We start from the raw sequence: 20,498 nt of genomic DNA, 5'->3' as shown, positions 1-20,498 counted from the left end.
TCTTCGGCTCTGCGCGGCGAGTGCCGTGAGGCCTCTGCCCGGGACCGACCCTGACGCACTTCCCCGGCGCCAGGTACGGAACGGAAGCCCTGACACACTTCCCCAGTGTCAGGTCTCCGGGATCGGACAGAGACCTCCTGGCATTCGCCGCCGCCGTATCCAGACCATCCGACCGACCACCAAGATCGAATGGCCCGCGTGGCCCGCATCGAACGAGCAGGATTTCGGAGGACCACATGGTGGACGGCGAGGATGACGCCGAAACGACCGACACTGATGGCTTCGGCCATGTTCCGGTACTGCTCGATCGCGCCGTAGAGCTGCTGGGGCCGGCGATCGAGGCAGCAGGGCCCGGCGGGGCAGGGGCGGTATACGTCGATGCAACTCTCGGTCTGGGTGGTCACTCCGCGCATTTCTTGCGCACCTTTCCCGGGCTGAGGCTGGTAGGGCTCGACCGGGATCCCGACGCCCTGGCTATTGCGCGCGGACGCTTGGCCGAGTTCTCCGGTCGCACCGACTTCGTCCACACCCGCTACGACGGTATTGCCGACGCGCTCGAAAGGGTGGGGCTCGACCGTGTCGGGTCGGTGCACGCAATCCTGTTCGATCTCGGCGTGTCGTCGATGCAGCTCGATGAGGCCGACCGCGGATTTGCCTATTCGAAGGATGCGCCGCTGGACATGCGGATGGATCCCACCACCGGGATCACGGCCGCCGACGTGCTCAATACCTATGGCCACGGTGATCTCGCCCGCATCCTCAGTACCTACGGCGAGGAGCGATTCGCCGGGAAGATCGCGTCCGAGATCCTGCGAGCGCGCGAGAAGTCGCCCTTCCGGAACAGTGGCGAGCTCGTCGAGTTGCTGTACCGGACGATTCCGGCCGCATCGCGCCGCACCGGCGGGCACCCCGCCAAGCGCACCTTCCAGGCCCTTCGGGTGGAGGTCAACGGCGAGCTCGACTCGTTGCGCAGCGCGATTCCGGCGGCACTCGATTCCCTCGCGATCGGGGGGCGAGTGGTGTTCATGTCCTACCAGTCCCTCGAAGACCGTGTCGTCAAGCAGGAGCTCGCACCGCGCTCGAAATCCCGCAGTCCTGAGGGTCTTCCGGTGGAGCTGCCCGGAATGGGTCCGGAACTTCGCATCCTCACACGGGGCGCCGAACGCGCGTCCGACGACGAGATCGACAAGAATCCACGCTCGGCGCCCGTCCGGCTGCGTGCCGCGGAACGAATCGCCAGGAGGTAGAAGATGACCCTGCAGGTGCCATCCCCGCCCCGACCTCGGCAGGCTCGATCGACGGCAGCGCAGCGTGCCTACCAGCGCCGCAATCAGCGGTCTGCACAGCTGGTCTCGCCGGCCGAAACTCGCGGGCGCACCACAGGTGCGCGCCGTGTCGCGACACGCATTCCGTTCGTCGCGAGCATCATCGCGCTGCTCGCGGTCGGGATGATGGTGACCCTGTTTCTGACGACACGGGCTGCAGAGGACTCCTACGAGCTCGGTGCTGCCCGCGCACACAACGAGAGTCTCCTTCAACAGCGAGCAGTGCTGCAGCGTGACGTGGAAGCGGGTCTGACAGCTCCGGTGCTCGCGCAGCATGCCGCCGAACTCGGCATGATCCCCTCTGGACAGGCAGCGAGGCTCGTTGTGGGTGAGGACGGCTCGGTGCGAGTCGTCGGTGAACCGGTGGCCGCGCAGGGTGCACCGCCGGTGCCGTTGAATGCTCCGGAGTCGCGGGGCGATGTGCAACCTCCGCTTGCAGGCAGCGCCGGGCGTGAGAATCCCCGTCCGTTGTCGCCGTCGGGCGAGCAGCATGCACCTCGGGACGCTGTGGAATCGCCTGAAGCAGTGGACCCGGAAAGCCGCGCCGCGGCGGCAGCAGAGGCGCCGCGCGCCTCCGAGCCGGCAGCGCAAACCCCTGTCGGAGAGCCCGCACCGGGCGCTCCCGCCGGTCCTGAGCCCGAGGCCACCGCGGGCGCGGGAAGCCGGGAGGGTGGCGCCGCGCCGCAGCCCGCGAATGTCACGGTTCTTCCCGACGAAGCGGAACAATCGATGCCTGTGAGTGAACTGCCGCAACCCGAGGCTTCCCGGACGGGTGAGCCGTCAGTATCGGAGGCCGGACAACGGTGAGGAACGGCGCCACCCCTCGCCGTGCGGCTCGGCCGCGCGGTAGTGCTCCCCGGCCTCGGCCCGCATCGAGAGGGGCGGGATGGCGACCGAGTCGCCGTCGCACCGACACCACGGCGTTCCAGTTCCGAAACAAGCTCGGTCTCTGGGCGATTTTTGCAATCCTCGGTCTCGCGGGTGCCCAACTGTTGTCGATCCAACTGTTCCAGGCGCCGACATTGTCTGCAGAGGCGGCAAGTCAGCGCACGACCCGACTCGTCGAACCCGCAACTCGCGGAACGATCAGCGACCGCAACGGTAATCCGCTCGCCTACACGATGGAAGCCAAAGCGATCACGTTCCAGCCTGTACGCGTCCGAAAGGAACTTAGCGAGGCCCGGGCCAAGGATCAGACCCAACCAGAGGTCGCCGAGTATCTCGAGGGAGTGGCCGACGCATTGCATGATGCTCTCGGCGCCGCAGCACCCAAGAAAGAGGTGCTCGAGAAACTCGAGAGCGACGAGACGTTCGTCTATCTCGCTCGCGGGGTGGATCCCGGTGTAGCGGCAGCCATCGTCGACGAATACAGCATGGTGGGGCTGGAGCGGCAAGACATCCGGCTGTATCCCGGCGGGTCGCTCGCGGCGAACATCGTGGGTGCTACCGGGTGGGACGGGTACGGACTGATCGGCCTCGAGGCCTCCATGGACTCGGTCCTCGCCGGTACCGACGGATCGTCCACCTACGACCGTGGTTCGGATGGTGTGGTTATTCCGGGAAGTTGGCGCGACCAGCACCCCGCTGTGGACGGTTCGTCCGTCGAACTCACGATCGACAACGACATCCAGTACCACGTGCAGCAGCAGGTGCAACGAGCGAAGGATCTGTCCGGTGCCGACAACGCGTCAGCGGTGGTGCTCGATGCGCACACCGGCGAGGTGCTCGCGATGTCCAACGACAGCACGTTCGACCCCTCCATCGGTGTCGCCAACAATCCGCCTTCGGCAGAGCAAGGCAATCCGGCGGTTGCCTCACCTTTCGAACCCGGATCAGTGAACAAGATCATCACCGCTGCCGCCGCGATCGAGGACGGACTCACGACACCCGACGAGGTCCTGCAGGTCCCAGGCAGCATCGATATGTCGGGTGTCACGGTCAAGGACGCTTGGGACCACGGCGTCGTCCCGTACACCACCACGGGAATCTTCGGGAAGTCCTCCAATGTGGGCACACTCATGCTCGCAGAACGCATCGGTGAAGACAGGTTCGCCGAGATGCTCGACCTGTTCGGCCTCGGTCAGCGCACCGAGGTGGGCCTCCCCGGTGAGTCCGCCGGATTGGTGCCCAGTCGAGAACAGTGGTCGGGTGGTACGTTCGCGAACCTTCCGATCGGGCAGGGTCTGTCGATGACACTGCTGCAGATGACCGGGATCTATCAGGCGATCGCCAACGACGGTGAGCGCATCCCGCCCCGCATCGTCGACGCGACGATCGGGCCCGACGGCACCCGCACCGAAACGGAATCGCCCGATCCGATCCGGGTGGTGAGTCCACAGACAGCAGCTACGGTGCGCGATATGTTCCGGTCGGTCGTCCAATCCGATACGGGAAATCAGCAGGGTACGGGGGCGCAGGCAGCGATCGAGGGATACCAGATCGCAGGTAAGACCGGTACCGCCCAGCAGATCGACCCCAACTGTGGGTGCTACTCGAATTCGGACTACTGGATCACCTTCGCGGGTATCGCGCCGTCGGACGATCCGAAGTACGTGATCGGGATCATGCTCGATGCGCCCACGCGCAGCTCGGACGGTACCGGCGGTCAGTCTGCCGCTCCGCTGTTCCGAGACATCGCCTCGTGGCTGCTGCAGCGCGCCGCAGTGCCATTGTCGCCGGAACCGGGTGGCAAGCTGATTCTCCAGGTCGATTGAATCCTGATGTTCATATCGTCGCCGGGAGCTCGGACGGGTGTCGGTGCAGCTTTGCGGTCTGGGTAACCTGACACGTCGGTAACGTGACACTGCGGTGTAGTCAGGCACCGATCGAGAGCAGCAGCGGGATGCCGCAAGAGAGGAACTTGTACCTGTGCCATCGAGTCCGGATCCGTCTCCCCTCGCGGAGGGCCGCCGACCCGAGAATCCGCCGATGACGTCCCTTCGGGATCTGGCCGCCACCATCGGCGCCGACCTCCTCGCGGTTGGATCCGATGCCGCCTCCGACGGTGCCGCTCAGACAGGCGCGGTCGTGACCGGGATCGACCTGAATGCGCAACGGATCCGACCGGGCGACCTCTTTGCCGCTCTGCCGGGTGCTCGTGCGCACGGGGCGGCCTTCGTCGGCGCCGCACTCGATCGCGGTGCCGTAGCCGTACTCACCGACGCGGCAGGGGTAGAGGCGATCGCGACGGCAGCCCGAGAGGCCGGCCCGGTGCAGGTGCTCGTGCATCCCGAGCCTCGCTCCGTGCTCGGCCTCGCATCGGCCACGGTCTACGGACACCCGTCCGAGCGGATGCAGGTCATCGGGATCACCGGAACGTCGGGCAAGACCACGACGGCGTACCTCGTCGAAGCGGGCCTCGGTGCCGCGGGGCGGGTCACCGGTCTCGTCGGCACCGTCGAAACGCGCATTGCAGGCCAGCGAGTACCGAGCGCACTGACCACCCCCGAAGCCCCGCAGCTTCACGCGTTGTTCGCAACCATGCTCGAACACGGTGTCGACACGGTAGTGATGGAAGTATCGAGCCACGCGCTTGCACTCGGTCGCGTTGCCGCTACCGATTTCGCGGTCGGTGGGTTCACGAACCTGTCGCAGGATCACCTCGACTTCCACAAGGACCTCGACGATTACTTTGCTGCAAAGGCACGCCTGTTCGCGCCCGAGTCGCCTGTTCGAGCACACCGCGCCGTCGTATGCGTCGATGACGACTGGGGCATGCGCATGGCCGAGATCGCGCGCTCTGCAAACAACGGTGATCCCGTCGGCGTACGGACGGTGTCGACCAGCGAGACCCGGGGTGCGGTTGCGGACTGGTCGGTGACCGACGCCGAATCAGATCCTGCAGGCACCCAGGAATTCGGATTGACCGATCCCGAGGGGCGGACCCATCGAGTGAGCGTGCGGTTGCCCGGGCGGTACAACGTCGCCAACGCGGCGCTCGCAGTTGCCCTCTGCTCTGCGGTCGGAGTCGATCCCGACGTGGCCGCTCGTGGAATCGCAAGCGTCGACGTCCCGGGCCGCGTCGAGCGAGTGGATTGCGGACAGAATTTTCTCGCGGTCGTCGATTACGCGCACAAACCGGCGGCGCTCGAAGCTGTCATCTCCACACTGCGGCGCAGTACGACGGGACGTATCGCCGTCGTTGTCGGCGCGGGTGGTGATCGTGACCGAGGAAAACGTCCGCTGATGGGTGCGGTAGCGGCCTCGGCCGAGCTGCTCGTCGTCACTGACGACAACCCCCGCACCGAGGATCCCGCATCGATTCGGGCCGCGGTCCTCGAGGGCGCCCGAGCACTCGAGCACGGGTCTCGCGGTGAGATCCGGGAGATCGGCGACCGGGCCGCCGCGATCGACGCAGCGGTCGCGTGGGCGCGTCCCGGCGACGTCGTGCTCGTCGCAGGCAAGGGCCACGAGCGGGGCCAGGAAATCGACGGAGTCAAGCATCCGTTCGACGATCGCGAGGTACTCGCGGAAGCGATCGAACGGCATCAGCGCAGCGGAGGCACGGAATGATCCCGATGACACTGGCTCGGATCGCGGAGGCAGTCGGGGGCACCCTGCACGACGTCGACGACCCGGCTGTCGAAGTCACCGGCACAGTCGAGTTCGATTCGCGACGGATTGCCGAGGGCGGCCTGTTCCTTGCGCTGCCCGGTGCCAAGACCGACGGCCACGATCATGCAGCGGCCGCGATCGACGCGGGCGCGGTCGCCGTCCTCGCGGCGCGCCCGGTCGGTGTGCCCGCCATCGTCGTCCCATTCATGCCCGCGGCCGAGACCAACGCCCTGGCCCTCGAGCACGACCCGGACGGATCCGGTGCTGCTGTCCTCACCGGCCTTGCGAAACTCGCCAGGACAGTCGTCGACGAACTCGTCGACGACGGACTGACCGTGATCGGAGTGACCGGGTCGTCCGGGAAGACCTCCACGAAAGATCTCATCGCAGCGGTACTCGCACCGCTCGGGCCCGTCGTGGCACCACCGGGTTCCTTCAACAACGAACTCGGTCACCCCTGGACTGCGCTGCGCGCCACCCGCGACACCCGCTTTCTCGTACTCGAGATGTCGGCGCGTGGACCAGGACACATCGCAGCCCTCGCGCAGATCGCCCCGCCGAGAATCGGTGCAGTCCTCAACGTCGGCACAGCCCACCTCGGTGAGTTCGGTTCGCGGGAGGTGATCGCGCAGACCAAGGGGGAACTCGTCGAAGCGCTCCCGGACGAAGCCGACGGTGGCGTCGCCATCCTCAACGCCGACGACACCCTCGTAGCACGTATGGCCGCGCGGACCCACGCGCGGGTGGTCACTGTCGGAAGCTCCGGTAGCGCCCAGGTCGCGGCCACCGACATCACCCTCGACGGCGACGCTCGACCCACCTTCACCCTCGCGATCACCGACCGCGTGACCGGAACCGAGCAGCGCCTGCCCGTCACACTTGCGGTACACGGGGAGCACCAGGTAGGAAACGCACTTACCGCGATCGCAATCGCGCTCGAATGTGGTGCCACACCGGAACAGGCCGGCGCCGCCCTTGCCGGAGCGGCCCCGGTCTCTGCCCATCGGATGGCCGTCACCACCCGCGCCGACGGCGTCACCGTCATCGACGACGCATACAACGCGAACCCGGACTCGATGCGAGCCGCGCTGAAGGCACTCGCAACAGTGGCCCGCAGCGGACCTGCCAGACGACGCACCTTCGCCGTCCTCGGCGAAATGGGAGAACTGGGCGACGAATCCGTCGTCGAACACGACGCGATCGGCCGGTTCGCGGTGCGCCTCGATATCTCCCGCATCATCGCGGTCGGTGCGACGAGACCGGTCCGGGGTCTGTTCCAGGGTGCCGTGATGGAAGGATCCTGGGGCGAGGAAGCAAGCCACGTGCTCGATGCCGACGCAGCAATCGAGCTGCTACGCGACGAGATCGGCCCAGGCGACATCGTATTGGTGAAAGCGTCGCAGTCGGTCGGCCTGTGGTCGATAGCTGAGGCCCTGCTCGGAGATGACAACGCTGTTCTGGAGACGGAGGCTGCACGGTGAGACAGATCCTATTCGCCGCGGGTATCGCACTCGCGGTGTCGATTCTGCTCACGCCGGTGTTGATCAAGGCGTTCTCCCGGCAAGGCTTCGGTCAGGAGATCCGGGTCGAGGGGCCGCAGAGTCATCAGGCGAAGCGCGGCACTCCCACCATGGGTGGTGTGGCAATCCTCGCGGGTCTGTGGGCAGGGTACTGGGGCTCGCACCTGATCGGCCTGGCATACGACGCAGAAGGGCCGTCGGCCTCAGGACTACTGGTACTCGGACTGACCACCGCACTGGGCGGTGTCGGGTTCCTCGACGACTTCATCAAGATCCGCAAACAGCGCAATCTGGGCCTGAACAAGACAGCAAAACTGGTCGGTCAGCTGATCGTCGCGGTGGCGTTCGGTATCCTGGCACTCCAGTTCCGTAATTCCGATGGCCTGTCCCCGGCGAGCACCGATCTGTCGTACGTGCGCGACATCGCGACGGTGTCGATGGGATCGATCGTCTTCATCCTGTTCGTCTACCTACTCGTGAGCGCCTGGTCGAACGCGGTGAACCTCACGGACGGCCTCGATGGCCTCGCCGCGGGGTCGATGGCACTCGTCCTCGGTTCATACGTGATCATCACCTTCTGGCAGTACCGGAACGCATGTGCGGTCGAACCGACGGCCGGCTGCTACGACGTGCGCGACCCGCTCGACCTGGCACTGCTGTGCGCAGCAGGTGGCGCCGCCTGCCTCGGGTTCCTGTGGTGGAACGCAGCTCCCGCGAAGATCTTCATGGGCGACACCGGTTCGCTCGCCCTCGGCGGCATGCTCGCGGGCCTGTCTGTGACCACCCGCACCGAACTCCTCATGGTCGTCATCGGCGCACTGTTCGTCGCCGAGGCAGCCTCGGTGGTCATCCAGGTGGCAGTGTTCAGATCCAGCAGACGCCGCGTCTTCCGGATGGCACCGTTCCATCACCATTTCGAACTCGGCGGATGGGCCGAAACCACGGTGATCATCAGATTCTGGTTGCTTGCCGGAATCGCCTCGGCCATGGGCCTCGCCCTGTTCTACAGCGAGTACCTCGCGGCGATCGGAGACTGACCTCGTGACGGATGAACTGCAGCGACTGCGAGGTGCGCGCGTTCTCGTCGCAGGCGCCGGAATCTCGGGCCGCGCCACCATCAGGCCACTGCTCGACCTCGGGGCTCGCGTGACCGTCACCGACCGCAATCCCGAGGCACTGGCACGCTCGGCCGAGCTCGGTGCAGAGACAGTCGAACTCGACACCCTGCTCGGCGCCGCCGCGCTCGACGATGCTGCGTCCATGCGCGACTACGCCCTCGTCGTGACCAGTCCCGGATTCCCGCCCGACGCGCCACTGCTTTCACGTGCGGCGGGCGCCGCTGTTCCGATCTGGGGCGACATCGAACTCTCGTGGCGGATCGACCAGGCCGAGCTCTACGGCCCCGCCCGGCGATGGCTCGTCGTAACCGGGACGAACGGCAAGACCACCACGACGATGATGCTGCACGCGATCCTCGAATCGGCAGGCATCTCCTCCGCGGCATGCGGCAACATCGGCCTGCCCGTACTGGACGCGCTGCGCCGCGACGACCGGCGGGCCGACGTCCTTGCTGTCGAACTGTCGTCGTTCCAACTCCACTGGGCCCCGTCTGTGCGACCAGCGGCCGGAGTCATCCTCAACATCGCCGAAGACCACCTCGACTGGCACGGCGGCATCGAGAACTACATCGACGCCAAGCTCGGCGCACTCACCGGCGCGGTGGGGATCCTCGGACTCGACGACCCGATCGCCGGTGGACTCCGCGAGCGGTCGCGGTCCGTCCTCACTGTCGGGTTCACCCTCGGATACCCGGACGCAGGCCAACTCGGCATCAGCGGAGACGTGCTCGTCGACCGAGCCTTCGCCGACTCCGCGGTCCTCGCGTCGGTGACCGACGTGACTCCGGCAGGCCCGGCCGGTCTGTCCGACGCGCTGGCGGCTGCAGCATTGGCGCGCGCGATCGACGTACCGGAAGCAGCTGTACACGACGGGCTACGCAGGCACCAGGTCGGTCCTCACCGTGCCGCACCGGTGGGCACCGTCGACGGCGTCGATTACATCGACGACTCGAAGGCCACCAATCCGCACGCGGCCCGAAGCTCCCTTCTCGCGCGCGACGCGGTTGTGTGGATAGCAGGCGGACTCCTCAAGGGCGCGCGCGTCGACGACCTGGTCGCCGACGTTGCCCCGCGGCTGACCGGGGCAGTTCTGCTCGGGCGGGACGCGGGCTCGATCGCAGATGCGCTGGCACGACACGCCCCCGGCATCCCCGTGGTCCTGGTCGACACGCGCGACGATGGGGAAATGAGCAGTCAGGACAGCGGGCTCGAGCCCGGCAGCGAACTCGGACAGGATGGTGGGGCCACACCGGAACCCCGTCGGGTGAGCGCACGCGGCGTCGACGGACCCGAAGCGATGCGCATCGCGGTTCGTGAGGCTGCCGCCCTCGCAGCACCGGGGGACGCCGTCCTGCTGGCGCCCGCGGCCGCGTCACTCGACATGTTCGTCGATTATGCCCAGCGTGGCCGCAGTTTCGCGGCAGCGGTCGACGAAATGCGCGGGGGCGGGACAGTCCGGTGACCTCGCCGAAGGGCAGCGCACCGTCACCGACCGCGCGCGGCCGGATCGGGCAGTGGATGGCGCGACCCCTCGCGTCGTTCCACCTCATCGTCACCATCGCCGTCCTGCTCATGGTGCTGGGGCTGGTGATGGTGCTGTCGTCGTCGAGTGTGGAAGCGGTAGCGGCCGAGGACTCGCCGTACCGAATGTTCACGTCGCAGATCGTGTTCGCCCTTGTCGGCTTCGTCGCGTTCTACGTCGCCTTGCAGATCCCTGTGCGCATGATGCGCCGGTTCGCCTTCCCTGCCTTCGCAATGTCGGTGGTGCTGCTCGTACTCGTACTGATACCCGGTATCGGAACCGAATCGCAGGGCACCCGGGGATGGTTCGTCGTCGGCGGCATATCCCTGCAACCGTCGGAGATCGCGAAGATCACGATCGCCTTGTGGGGCGCCCATTTGCTGGCTGCGAGGCGCGGAGAGAACTCCACCCTCAAAGAGATGATCGTGCCGCTCGTTCCCGCGGCACTGTTGGTGACCATCCTCATCGTCCTGCAGCCCGACCTCGGGACGACCGTCTCCCTCGTCATCGTTGTACTCGCCCTGCTGTGGTTCGCGGGGCTGCCCTTGAAGATCTTCGTCGGAATCGTCGGCACCGCCATCGCCAGTGCCGCCGTCCTTGCATTGACCGCCGGATACCGCTCCGCGCGCGTCCGAGCGTTCTTCAACCCCGGCGACGACCCCCAAGGCGCCGGGTACCAAGCGCGGCAGGCGCGCTTTTCGCTCGCCGACGGAGGAATCTGGGGTCGCGGCCTCGGTCAGAGCCGCGCCAAATGGAGCTACCTCCCGAACGCTCACAACGACTTCATCTTCGCGATCATCGGCGAAGAACTGGGCTTCATCGGCGGTCTCGCGGTCATCGGCCTGTTCGCGCTCTTCGCCTATGTGGGACTGCGTATCGCCATGCGTTCGGTCGATCCGTTCCTCCGCCTGTTCACCGCAACCGCCACCGTGTGGATCATCGGCCAGGCATTCATCAACATCGGCTACGTCGTGGGATTGCTGCCCGTGACCGGTCTGCAGCTTCCGCTCGTCTCGGCAGGTGGCACCTCCACCGCTACCACCCTGCTCATGTTCGGCCTGATCGCCAACGCCGCCAGACACGAACCGGAAGCGATCGCAGCCCTACACGCAGGCCAGGACGGACGACTGGCACGAATCATGAAGATCCGCAAACCTGAGGCCTACCGACCCGGACGTGGTGATGTACATGGTGGATCGCTCCGCGGAGCGAAGCCGCCGCGCCGCCGAGGCAACCCTCGCCCCGGCGGAACCGCGGTTGCGACGCGGGCGCGTCGCGCACCCGCCGCAGCGACGACCGGACGACGCTCGGCCGACAGCGCCCGCGCGCGTGACACCGGAGGCGCTCGCGCGCGTGGCGCCGAACGACAACGAACGAAGAACAGCCGCGCGACTTCGCAGCAACCACGAAAACGCAACGGCAATGGCAGGACCGGAGAGCGAGGAAATCGTCGGTGAGTGGGGACAAGCCAGGACTGTCCGTCGTGGTGGCAGGAGGCGGCACGGCAGGACATATCGAACCGGCGCTCGCGGTAGCGGACGCGATACGTGACCTGATGCCGGATGCCGTGGTGACCGCGCTCGGAACTTCACGTGGCCTGGAGACCACGCTGGTGCCGCGCCGCGGATATCCGCTCGAATTGATCCCGCCGGTACCGCTGCCGCGCAAGCCGACCCGCGACCTCTTCGCGCTCCCCGCGCGGGTGGTTTCATCCGTTCGCCGGACCCGCGAGGTACTCGACCGTGTCGAAGCGGACGTCGTCGTCGGATTCGGCGGTTACGTCGCACTGCCCGCGTATCTCGCGGCAAGCGGGGGAGCGTTGCGCCGCCGACGTCGTATTCCCGTTGTCGTGCACGAAGCCAACGCCAGCGCCGGAATCGCCAACAAGATCGGTGCTCTGCGCGCCTCCCGGGTACTCGCCGCCGTTCCGGGATCGGGTGTCAAGAGGAACAGCGAGGCCGACATCGTGGGGATCCCAGTACGATCCTCGATCACCGAACTCGACCGCGCGTCGCTGCGGGCCGATGCACGTCGCCACTTCGGTCTCCCTGACGACGTGCCGGTTTTGCTGGTGTTCGGCGGATCGCAGGGTGCTCGGTCCCTCAACGAGGCGGTGGTCGGTGCCGCGGCAAGCCTCGCCGAGGCCGGAGTCGCTGTTCTGCACGCGCACGGTCCGAAGAACACCGTCGACGTTCCGGCCCATCCGGGTCATGCAAAGGCCCCGTACGTGGCTGTCCCGTATCTGGAACGAATGGACCTTGCCTACTCGGCGGCGGACGCGGTGGTCTGCCGCTCCGGAGCAATGACCGTGGCGGAAGTCTCCGCTGTCGGACTACCGGCCGTGTACGTTCCCTTACCGCACGGTAACGGCGAACAAGAGCTCAACGCTCGGCCGGTCGTGGCAGTAGGTGGTGGAATGATCGTGGCAGACGCCGAGCTCACGTCGGCGTTCATGGCCGATACGGTCACGCCGTTGCTGGGTGACCCCGGCCGGCTCGCCGAGATGGGACGAAACGCGGCGGCTGCGGGACATCGCAGTGCCGCAGCCGAAGTGGCCCGTATCGTGCTCGAAGTCGCCGACGTGGAACCGAACAGGAGTCGAGAATGAGCGCGCAGCTGCCCGCGGAGCTTCAGCGGGTGCACATGGTGGGGATCGGCGGTGCGGGCATGTCGGGCATTGCCCGAATCCTGCTCGCTCGTGGTGGGGAGGTGTCGGGATCGGATGCCAAGGAGAGCCGGGGAGTCCTCGCACTGCGCGCGCGAGGAGCGCAGGTACGGATCGGTCATCATGCGGACGCACTCGACCTGATCGACGGCGGGCCGACCGCGGTCGTCACGACGCACGCCGCGATTCCGAAGGACAATCCCGAACTTGTGGCCGCCCGCGAGCGCGGCATACCCGTTCTTCTTCGCCCCGCGGTGCTCGCTGCCCTGATGCACGAGTACCGCACATACTTGGTCTCCGGCACGCACGGCAAGACCTCCACCACCTCGATGCTGGTGGTGACTCTCCAACATTGCGGGTTCGACCCGTCCTTCGCAGTCGGCGGTGAACTCAACGAATCCGGGACCAATGCGCACCATGGCAGTGGCGACGTATTCGTCGCAGAAGCCGACGAGAGTGACGGCTCACTGCTCCGATACGATCCGAACGTCGTCATCGTGACGAACGTCGAACCGGATCACCTCGACTTCTTCGGCACCCCTGAGGCGTACACCGAGGTGTTCGACGATTTCGTTGCCAGGATTGCCCCGGGTGGCCTGCTCATCGTCTGTCTCGACGATGCAGGATCCGCGGCACTCGCTGAGCGCGTGGTCGCACTCGGTCGTACCGATCTCCGGATCTCCGGATACGGCACGGCCGAGGTCATCGGGACTTCCGCGGCCGTCCGAGGTGTCCCGGTCGGGGTGCGATTGCTCGCGTGGGAGCCGAAGGACATCGGCGGTGTCGCCGAGTTCCATCTCGCCGACGAAGACACTCCGCGCACGGTCCGTCTGTCGGTACCGGGCAGGCACATGGCCCTCAACGCGCTTGCGGCCCTTCTCGCAGCACTCGAGGCAGGCGCGTCCGTGGACGAGGCGATCGAAGGACTCGCAGGCTTCGGCGGTGTCCACCGGAGGTTCCAGTTCAGCGGGCGTGAACAAGGTGTGCGGGTCTTCGACGACTATGCGCACCATCCCACGGAGGTGCGCGCCGTGCTCGCAGCAGCTGCGGAACTCGTGGCGGGCGAGCCGTTGCGCTACACGGAGTCGGGAACCGAGCGTCCTCGAGTGATCGTCGTGTTCCAGCCGCACCTGTATTCACGCACCGAAACCTTCGCGACGGAGTTCGGCGCTGCTCTCGACCTGGCCGACGAAGTGGTGGTTCTCGACGTCTACGGAGCGCGCGAAGAACCGATTCCCGGGGTGAGCGGGGCGCTGGTCGCCCAAGCGGTGTCGAAACCGGTGCACTACCAACCGGACCTGTCTCTCGTACCGCGCCAGGTGGCTCGGTTGAGCCGCCCCGGCGACATCGTCATCACCATGGGTGCGGGAGACGTCACGATGCTCGGACGCCAGATCCTCGACGCCCTGCACAGTAAACCGGGACGTTTCCGGTCGGCGGGCCTCGGAACGGAGTCGAGCGGTTCGTGACACCCGATTCCACGAAGACCACCGAACGTAGAGCGCCGCGGAGCAAGCGTGCCGGTCGCCGTGCCAGGATGTCCACGCGGGACGAGGCCCTCGGAGCGAACAACTCGGCACGGCGTCCCTCTGGCCGTTCCGTGCGTCTGCGCACGGTGCTCATCGGCGGAGTCGTGGTGGTCGCCCTGCTCGCAGCGATTGTGGTGGCGTGGACCTCGCCGTTGCTGTCGGTGCGCTCGGTGGAAGTGACCGGCAACGACATCATCACCCGCGAAGAAGTGCTTGCGAGCCTCGATGTCGCCGACGGCACGCCGCTGCTGCAGGTCGATACCGCTGAAGCCGCGCAACGTGTCGCCTCGGCGCTTCCCCGCGCCGCGTCGGTCAGGGTGCAGCGGTCGTACCCGTCGACGGTGCGGGTGACCATCGTCGAGCGTGTCGCCGTGGTCTACTTCGACGGACCGGACGGCACACACTCCGTCGATGCGGAAGGCGTGGACTTTGCGGTCGAGCCGCCTCCGCTGATGACCCCCCGGCTCGTCACAGCATCTCCGGGTACCGGTGACCCCGCGACAGCTGCGGCGGTAGAGATCATCGGACTACTGCCGCCGGAACTCGCCGTGCAGGTAAAGGAGGTCGCGGCAGGTTCGGACTCGGATATATCCCTCATCCTGGCGGACGGTCGAGTGGTCGTGTGGGGCGGGGTGGAGCGTTCGGATCGCAAGGCCGCCGTGATCCTGCCCCTGCTGACCCAGCCAGGGCAGCAGTTCGATGTTGCCAGTCCGGACCTTCCGACGGTCCGGTGAGGAGGTCGGTGTGAAATTGGTGGCGTGTCGTCGGCGAGTCTGCTGGCGGATTCGGGCTGCTGTGCCATAGCGTTTCGCAGCAGTCGGGTACTTGACATAACCTTCAAGCTATGGTTGAGGGTTTGACAGGTACCTAGGAAGATCGATCGAAGTGTGAACCCGAAATCCCAGGAAGGCGAGAGCCCATGACGCCCCCGCACAACTACCTCGCCGTAATAAAGGTCGTCGGTATCGGCGGTGGCGGCGTGAACGCGGTCAACCGCATGATCGAGCAGGGACTTAAGGGAGTCGAGTTCATCGCGGTCAACACCGATGCACAAGCACTCCTGATGTCCGACGCCGACGTCAAGCTCGACGTCGGACGTGAGTTGACTCGCGGCCTGGGCGCAGGCGCAGACCCCGAAGTGGGTCGTAAGGCTGCCGAAGACCACAAGGACGAGATCGAAGAGGTGCTCAAGGGCGCCGATATGGTCTTCGTCACCGCCGGCGAGGGCGGTGGCACCGGCACCGGTGGCGCGCCCGTTGTGGCGAGCATCGCGCGCAAACTCGGCGCACTGACGGTCGGTGTCGTCACCCGCCCCTTCTCCTTCGAAGGCAAGCGGCGTGGCGGTCAGGCAGACACAGGCATTCAGACGCTGCGCGAATCGTGCGACACCCTCATCGTGATCCCCAACGACCGGTTGCTCCAGCTCGGCGACGCAGCGGTCAGCCTCATGGACGCTTTCCGGTCCGCCGACGAGGTCCTCCTCAACGGTGTTCAGGGCATCACCGACCTCATCACCACCCCGGGCCTGATCAACGTCGACTTCGCCGATGTCAAGGGCGTGATGTCCGGAGCGGGCAGTGCACTCATGGGCATCGGTTCGTCGCGGGGCGAAGGGCGTGCGATCAAGGCCGCGGAAGCTGCGATCAACTCGCCGCTCCTCGAAGCCTCGATGGAGGGTGCGCGAGGCGTGCTGCTGTCGATCGCAGGCGGCTCCGACCTCGGATTGTTCGAGATCAACGAGGCAGCCTCGCTGGTGCAGGAAGCTGCGCACATCGACGCGAACATCATCTTCGGCACCGTCATCGACGACTCACTCGGCGACGAGGTGCGTGTCACGGTGATCGCGGCGGGCTTCGACGGCGGCACTCCGACTCGACGTCCCGTCGAGGCAGGCCCCGGCCAGCAGCAGGGACAGCAGTCGCAGCAGAACCCGCAGCAGAATGCGCGACCGGGCGCCATCGGCGCCGGTCGAGCAGGCGAGCTGGGCCGTCCCGATCGTGACGGTACCGACGAAGCGCCGGCCCGTGAGCCTGTGCCGGCGTCGAGTGGCCTTCCCCCAGCCGGTAGCAGCAGCGCTGCGCGGGCGGTCGAAGTCGACGACGACGGCGATGACGACGTGGACGTGCCTATTTTCATGCGGCGTTGACAGCGCCTCACTCGGGAGTGCGTGCCCGCCGGGTCGTGACCACACGGACCGGCGGGGTCTCGGCTCCCCCCTACGACTCCTTCAACCTCGGTGACCACGTGGGGGACGATCCCGCAGCTGTCGCAGCCAACCGGCAGCGCCTGGCCGAAGTCATCGGATTGCCACCCGAACGATTCGTGTGGATGGAGCAGATTCACAGCCGCAACGTCACCGTGGTGGACGGCCCTGTCACTGAGCGCGTAGCCGCGACAGACGCTCTCGTCACCACCGCGACCGGGCTCGCACTTGTTGCCCTCAGCGCCGATTGTGTGTCGGTGTTGCTGTCCGATGAGGAAGCCGGTGTCGTGGCCGCGGCACACGCGGGGCGTGTCGGCGCACGTATCGGCATCATCCCGCGGGTCCTCGAAGCGATGGTCGAACTCGGTGCACGCGCGGACCGGATCGGGGCATTTCTCGGTCCTGCCGCGAGTGGACGCCGGTACGAAGTACCTCCTGCGATGCGTGATGATGTGGAGGCGCATCTACCCGGTAGTGCAACACGCACAGTCGCCGGCACGGCCGGGCTGGATCTCCGCGCGGGCCTGCGCAGGCAACTGATCGAACACGGCGTTGCGGCCGTAGCCGAAGATCCGCGGTGCACAATCGAGGACCCGACCCTGTTCAGCCACCGCCGAGGTGCGCCGACCGGCAGGTTGGCCTCCATCATCTGGCTCGAGGACACTTCGCAATGAGTGATACAGCGCGGCAGGGCCGGCGTGACGAACTCGCCCGCGGGCTCGACTCGGTTCGACGTCGGTTGGACGACGCGGCCCGTGCCAGCGGACGCGACCCCTCCGAGGTCGGCTTGTTGACCGTCACCAAGTACTTTCCGGCGTCGGACGTGGTTCTGTTGCACGAGTTGGGATGCCGCACTTTCGGGGAGTCCCGTGAGCAGGAGGCGCACGCCAAGATCCAGCAGTTCCGGGAAGAGGTACCTGACCCGGCGGTGCAATGGCACATGATCGGCCGGCTGCAGCGGAACAAAGCCCGTGCTGTTGCGCGCTGGGCGCACACGGTGCATTCGGTCGACAGCATTCGACTGGCGGGGGCTCTCGCGGCGGGGGTCGCGGCAGCCCTGGACGCCGGTGAACGATCCGCGCCGTTGCGCGTGCTGCTGCAGGTGAGTCTGGACAGTGACCCGCAACGTGGTGGTGTCCCCGCCGACGGCCTCGATGCTCTCGCCGATGCGGTGGTTGCTGCCGACGGCCTCGAGTTGGCGGGGCTGATGGGAGTGCCTCCGCTCGGCGCTGATGCCGACGCTTCGTTCGAGGCACTCGCGCAGCTGGGGGTGAGGTTGCGGCAGCGATACCCCGAAGCGCGTGAACTGTCTGCGGGGATGTCGGGTGATCTCGAACACGCCGTACGCCACGGTTCGACATGCGTGCGTGTCGGAACGGGAGTGTTGGGTGCGAGACCGTTAGCCTGAATCTCAACCGCCGCGCGAGGGAAAGGCGATCGATGAGCACGCTCCACAAGTTCAAGGCCTACTTCGGAATGGTCCCGCTCGAGGATTACGAGGACGACTACCTCGACGAGCCGGCGAGCCCACGTCGTGAGCGCGACTACGGTGAACAGCCGTACGGCGCGTACGCGGCGCCGCGCCGCGACGAATACCCCGCTCCGCGTCGCGACGAGGTCGAGCGTGATTTTCCCCAAGACGACTTCGATCGGTACGACCCCCCGCCGCGCAGTGCCCGCGTCGAGCCGATCACTGCCCGCGCCCCGCGTCCGGCGGCGGCACCGGTGCGCTCTCCGGCACGGTCTACGATGGCCGCGGAGTCGCGACTCGAGCGGACCGAGGCACGGCGCGGCGCGCTGTTCGATGAAGGAGGTCCGTTGTCGAAGATCACGACGCTGCGTCCACGCGATTACGGCGAGGCGCGCACGATCGGTGAGCGGTTCCGTGATGGAACCCCGGTGATCATGGATCTCGTCGAAATGAGCAACGCCGACGCGAAACGGTTGGTCGACTTCGCGGCCGGGCTGGCGTTTGCGTTGCGCGGCTCCTTCGACAAAGTTGCGACGAAGGTCTTTCTACTTTCGCCCGCCGATATCGACGTGTCGGCGGAAGAGCGCCGCCGAATCGCCGAGACCGGCTTTTACAGTCAGCAGTAACCCACGCGGTGCCGGTTCTCGGCACCGCACGCGTCTCCCTCGAACGCATATCGAAACGCCCGGCGTGATGCAGATAACTGCAGGCCGGGCGTTTCGGTTTGGAAGGGTTCGGGTTCGTCGGGCAGAGTGGGCGGGTGGCCGTATTCGATGTGCTGTACTTCCTGCTGTTCATCTTCTGGCTTCTGCTGATCGGACGAATCATTGTCGAGTTCATCAGAACCTTCGCGCGGGATTGGAAGCCGGCGGGATTCGTCGTGGTGATCCTGGAAGCGATATTCACGGTCACCGACCCGCCGGTGAAGCTGCTCAGGCGTCTTATACCCCCGCTCAATCTGGGCGGGATCCGGCTCGATCTATCCATCATGGTCTTGCTGTTCATCGTGTACTTCCTGATGGCGTTCATCCCTCGGAGCGGGGGAATCTGATGCGCCGTCGTGGTGCCGTCGCAGGGCGTTCGCGCGCTCCGATGTGCCAGAATGAAAGGCAATATACAGTGGGTTCTGATACGCGTGACGCACTGTTTGAACTACGGAACGCCTGCTTGACCGCTTATTTGACGCGTGAAGGGATCCTTCCATGCCGCTGACACCAGCTGATGTGCACAATGTCGCGTTCAGCAAGCCTCCGATCGGGAAGCGCGGATACAACGAGGACGAGGTCGATGCTTTTCTCGATCTCGTCGAGCAGGAGTTGACGGCCCTGATCGAGGAGAACGCAGACCTGCGCCAGCGCGTCGCGGAGCTCGATCAGGAGCTTGCCGAGGCGAAGAAGGCACCGCGCTCTGCCGCACCGGCCGTTTCGCAGGCAAAGGCGGAACCGGCGCGTGTGGTCGAGGCCCCCAAGCCGGATCCCACCCCGCCACCTGCACCGGCGCCCACGCCCGCTCCGGTCGCAGCGGCTGCGCCGGCCAGCGGCGATGCGAGCATGCAGGCCGCGAAGGTGCTCGGGCTCGCGCAAGAGATGGCAGATCGTCTCACCGGCGACGCGAAGTCGGAGGCCGAGGAGCTGGTGCGCAATGCTCGCACGAACTCCGAGCAGCTCGTCTCGGATGCGCGTACGCGCAGCGAGGCGATGATTGCCGATGCTCGCCAGAAGTCCGACGCGATGCTCTCCGACGCGCGCACGCGATCCGAAACGCAGCTCCGTCAGGCCAAGGAGAAGGCCGATGGTCTTCAGGCCGATGCAGAGAAGAAGCACACCGAGATCATGGCGACGATCAACCAGCAGCGTTCCGTTCTCGAGGACCGGATCGAACGTCTCAAGACGTTCGAGCGTGAGTACCGCGTGCGCCTGAAGTCGTACCTCGAATCGCAGCTCGAAGAGCTCGAGCAGCGCGGTTCCGCGGTGCCGGTAGACAGCGGTGCGGATGCGTTCAACCAGGCCAACTCGTCGTCGTTCGGTTCGTCGTCCTTCGCCAAGGGCAACAGCTGAGCGAGGGCCCCGGGCCTGTTCCCCACCTCGGTTGAGGAGGTGTCGTGCTCGTCGTGACGTTGGTTCTCGCCGCGATCGGATTCGGTCTTCTCGTCATCGCCTTGATGACCGGATCCATCGCGTGGGCCTGGGGCTGCATCGCGGTGTGTGTCGTGGGCGGGGTGCTCTTGCTCGGTAGTTCCCTCACATCGCGGGAAACCCCGACTCGGGGAGAGACCGCCGGGCGGCGTGCCACACCGAGTGCGCGCCGCGCTCGAGGCGATGACCAGCAGGATTCACGAGAATGACGGGCACTGCCTACAATGGCTCCACAGGTACTGTGCGGTAGAGGTCAGTACCCGTGTTGCTGGTTCCCGCGGGTGCGGGATGGTGTCGATCCGGCTATCACCGGGGAGCCTTCGGAAGAACGGCACCGCGCGAATGCACATGTATTCGCGAGGCGCTCAGTAGAACCGAACGGGTAGGGCCCGTGACAGCCCAATGAAGTGGCACATCGCGGATACTTCCGCGATGTGCAAGCGGGGTGGTACCGCG

Annotated in this window: 18 protein-coding genes; all 18 read left to right on the top strand. The window is 66.3% G+C overall.

Features of this window, described 5'->3' with window-relative positions; all coding sequences use genetic code 11:
- Positions 1-236 precede the first annotated feature (236 nt).
- Positions 237-1,247 (top strand): 16S rRNA (cytosine(1402)-N(4))-methyltransferase RsmH, encoded by a 1,011-nt coding sequence (rsmH, locus tag MWU77_RS19200; RefSeq protein WP_169686411.1) that lies wholly within the window; start codon positions 237-239, stop codon positions 1,245-1,247.
- Between the two features lie 3 nt (positions 1,248-1,250).
- Entirely contained in the window at positions 1,251-2,132 is an 882-nt protein-coding gene (locus MWU77_RS19195; RefSeq protein ID WP_169686412.1) for a hypothetical protein, read from the top strand.
- On the top strand, positions 2,129-4,039 hold the full coding sequence (locus tag MWU77_RS19190; protein ID WP_169686413.1) for a penicillin-binding protein 2: 1,911 nt from the start codon (positions 2,129-2,131) through the stop codon (positions 4,037-4,039). Before MWU77_RS19195 ends, MWU77_RS19190 begins: the two co-directional genes overlap by 4 nt.
- 214 nt (positions 4,040-4,253) lie before the next feature.
- A complete protein-coding gene (locus MWU77_RS19185) occupies positions 4,254-5,837 on the top strand; it encodes a UDP-N-acetylmuramoyl-L-alanyl-D-glutamate--2,6-diaminopimelate ligase (RefSeq protein ID WP_169686414.1) in 1,584 nt (527 codons plus the stop codon).
- Complete coding sequence (gene murF, locus MWU77_RS19180) at positions 5,834-7,360, top strand: UDP-N-acetylmuramoyl-tripeptide--D-alanyl-D-alanine ligase (RefSeq protein ID WP_169686415.1); 1,527 nt, start codon at positions 5,834-5,836, stop codon at positions 7,358-7,360. Before MWU77_RS19185 ends, murF begins: the two co-directional genes overlap by 4 nt.
- Positions 7,357-8,436, top strand: coding sequence for a phospho-N-acetylmuramoyl-pentapeptide-transferase (gene mraY, locus MWU77_RS19175; RefSeq protein WP_169686417.1), 1,080 nt, complete (start codon positions 7,357-7,359; stop codon positions 8,434-8,436). The genes murF and mraY overlap by 4 nt, the downstream gene beginning before the upstream one ends.
- Before the next feature lie 4 nt (positions 8,437-8,440).
- Positions 8,441-9,979: a UDP-N-acetylmuramoyl-L-alanine--D-glutamate ligase gene (murD, locus tag MWU77_RS19170; protein WP_169686419.1), complete on the top strand. Its 1,539-nt coding sequence runs from the start codon at positions 8,441-8,443 to the stop codon at positions 9,977-9,979.
- Between the two features lie 56 nt (positions 9,980-10,035).
- Complete coding sequence (gene ftsW, locus MWU77_RS19165) at positions 10,036-11,496, top strand: putative lipid II flippase FtsW (RefSeq protein ID WP_169686856.1); 1,461 nt, start codon at positions 10,036-10,038, stop codon at positions 11,494-11,496.
- Positions 11,493-12,647, top strand: a complete 1,155-nt coding sequence (murG, locus tag MWU77_RS19160) for an undecaprenyldiphospho-muramoylpentapeptide beta-N-acetylglucosaminyltransferase (protein ID WP_169686421.1) — start codon at positions 11,493-11,495, stop codon at positions 12,645-12,647. Before ftsW ends, murG begins: the two co-directional genes overlap by 4 nt.
- Positions 12,644-14,173 carry a UDP-N-acetylmuramate--L-alanine ligase gene (gene murC, locus MWU77_RS19155; protein WP_247274504.1) on the top strand — a complete coding sequence of 510 codons (1,530 nt, stop codon included), beginning with the start codon at positions 12,644-12,646 and terminating at the stop codon, positions 14,171-14,173. The genes murG and murC overlap by 4 nt, the downstream gene beginning before the upstream one ends.
- 131 nt (positions 14,174-14,304) lie before the next feature.
- Positions 14,305-14,967, top strand: a complete 663-nt coding sequence (locus MWU77_RS19150) for an FtsQ-type POTRA domain-containing protein (protein WP_247274534.1) — start codon at positions 14,305-14,307, stop codon at positions 14,965-14,967.
- Positions 14,968-15,152: 185 nt separating this feature from the next.
- Complete coding sequence (ftsZ, locus tag MWU77_RS19145) at positions 15,153-16,379, top strand: cell division protein FtsZ (RefSeq protein WP_169686425.1); 1,227 nt, start codon at positions 15,153-15,155, stop codon at positions 16,377-16,379.
- 17 nt (positions 16,380-16,396) lie between these two features.
- Positions 16,397-17,110, top strand: coding sequence for a peptidoglycan editing factor PgeF (gene pgeF, locus MWU77_RS19140; RefSeq protein WP_247274533.1), 714 nt, complete (start codon positions 16,397-16,399; stop codon positions 17,108-17,110).
- A complete protein-coding gene (locus MWU77_RS19135; protein ID WP_169686430.1) occupies positions 17,107-17,844 on the top strand; it encodes a YggS family pyridoxal phosphate-dependent enzyme in 738 nt (245 codons plus the stop codon). The genes pgeF and MWU77_RS19135 overlap by 4 nt, the downstream gene beginning before the upstream one ends.
- 32 nt (positions 17,845-17,876) lie before the next feature.
- Positions 17,877-18,533, top strand: coding sequence for a cell division protein SepF (locus MWU77_RS19130; protein WP_169686433.1), 657 nt, complete (start codon positions 17,877-17,879; stop codon positions 18,531-18,533).
- Positions 18,534-18,667: 134 nt separating this feature from the next.
- Complete coding sequence (locus tag MWU77_RS19125; protein WP_169686435.1) at positions 18,668-18,958, top strand: YggT family protein; 291 nt, start codon at positions 18,668-18,670, stop codon at positions 18,956-18,958.
- Between the two features lie 151 nt (positions 18,959-19,109).
- Positions 19,110-19,964 carry a DivIVA domain-containing protein gene (locus MWU77_RS19120; RefSeq protein WP_169686437.1) on the top strand — a complete coding sequence of 285 codons (855 nt, stop codon included), beginning with the start codon at positions 19,110-19,112 and terminating at the stop codon, positions 19,962-19,964.
- Between the two features lie 44 nt (positions 19,965-20,008).
- Positions 20,009-20,251, top strand: a complete 243-nt coding sequence (locus MWU77_RS19115; protein ID WP_247274503.1) for a hypothetical protein — start codon at positions 20,009-20,011, stop codon at positions 20,249-20,251.
- The last annotated feature ends 247 nt before the right edge of the window (positions 20,252-20,498 follow it).

It is taken from the genome of Rhodococcus sp. F64268 (assembly GCF_023015605.1).
Classification (GTDB): Bacteria; Actinomycetota; Actinomycetes; order Mycobacteriales; family Mycobacteriaceae; genus Rhodococcus.
The sequence above is the reverse complement of the archived record's forward strand: the minus strand, read 5'-3'. Positions and strand labels throughout refer to the sequence as shown.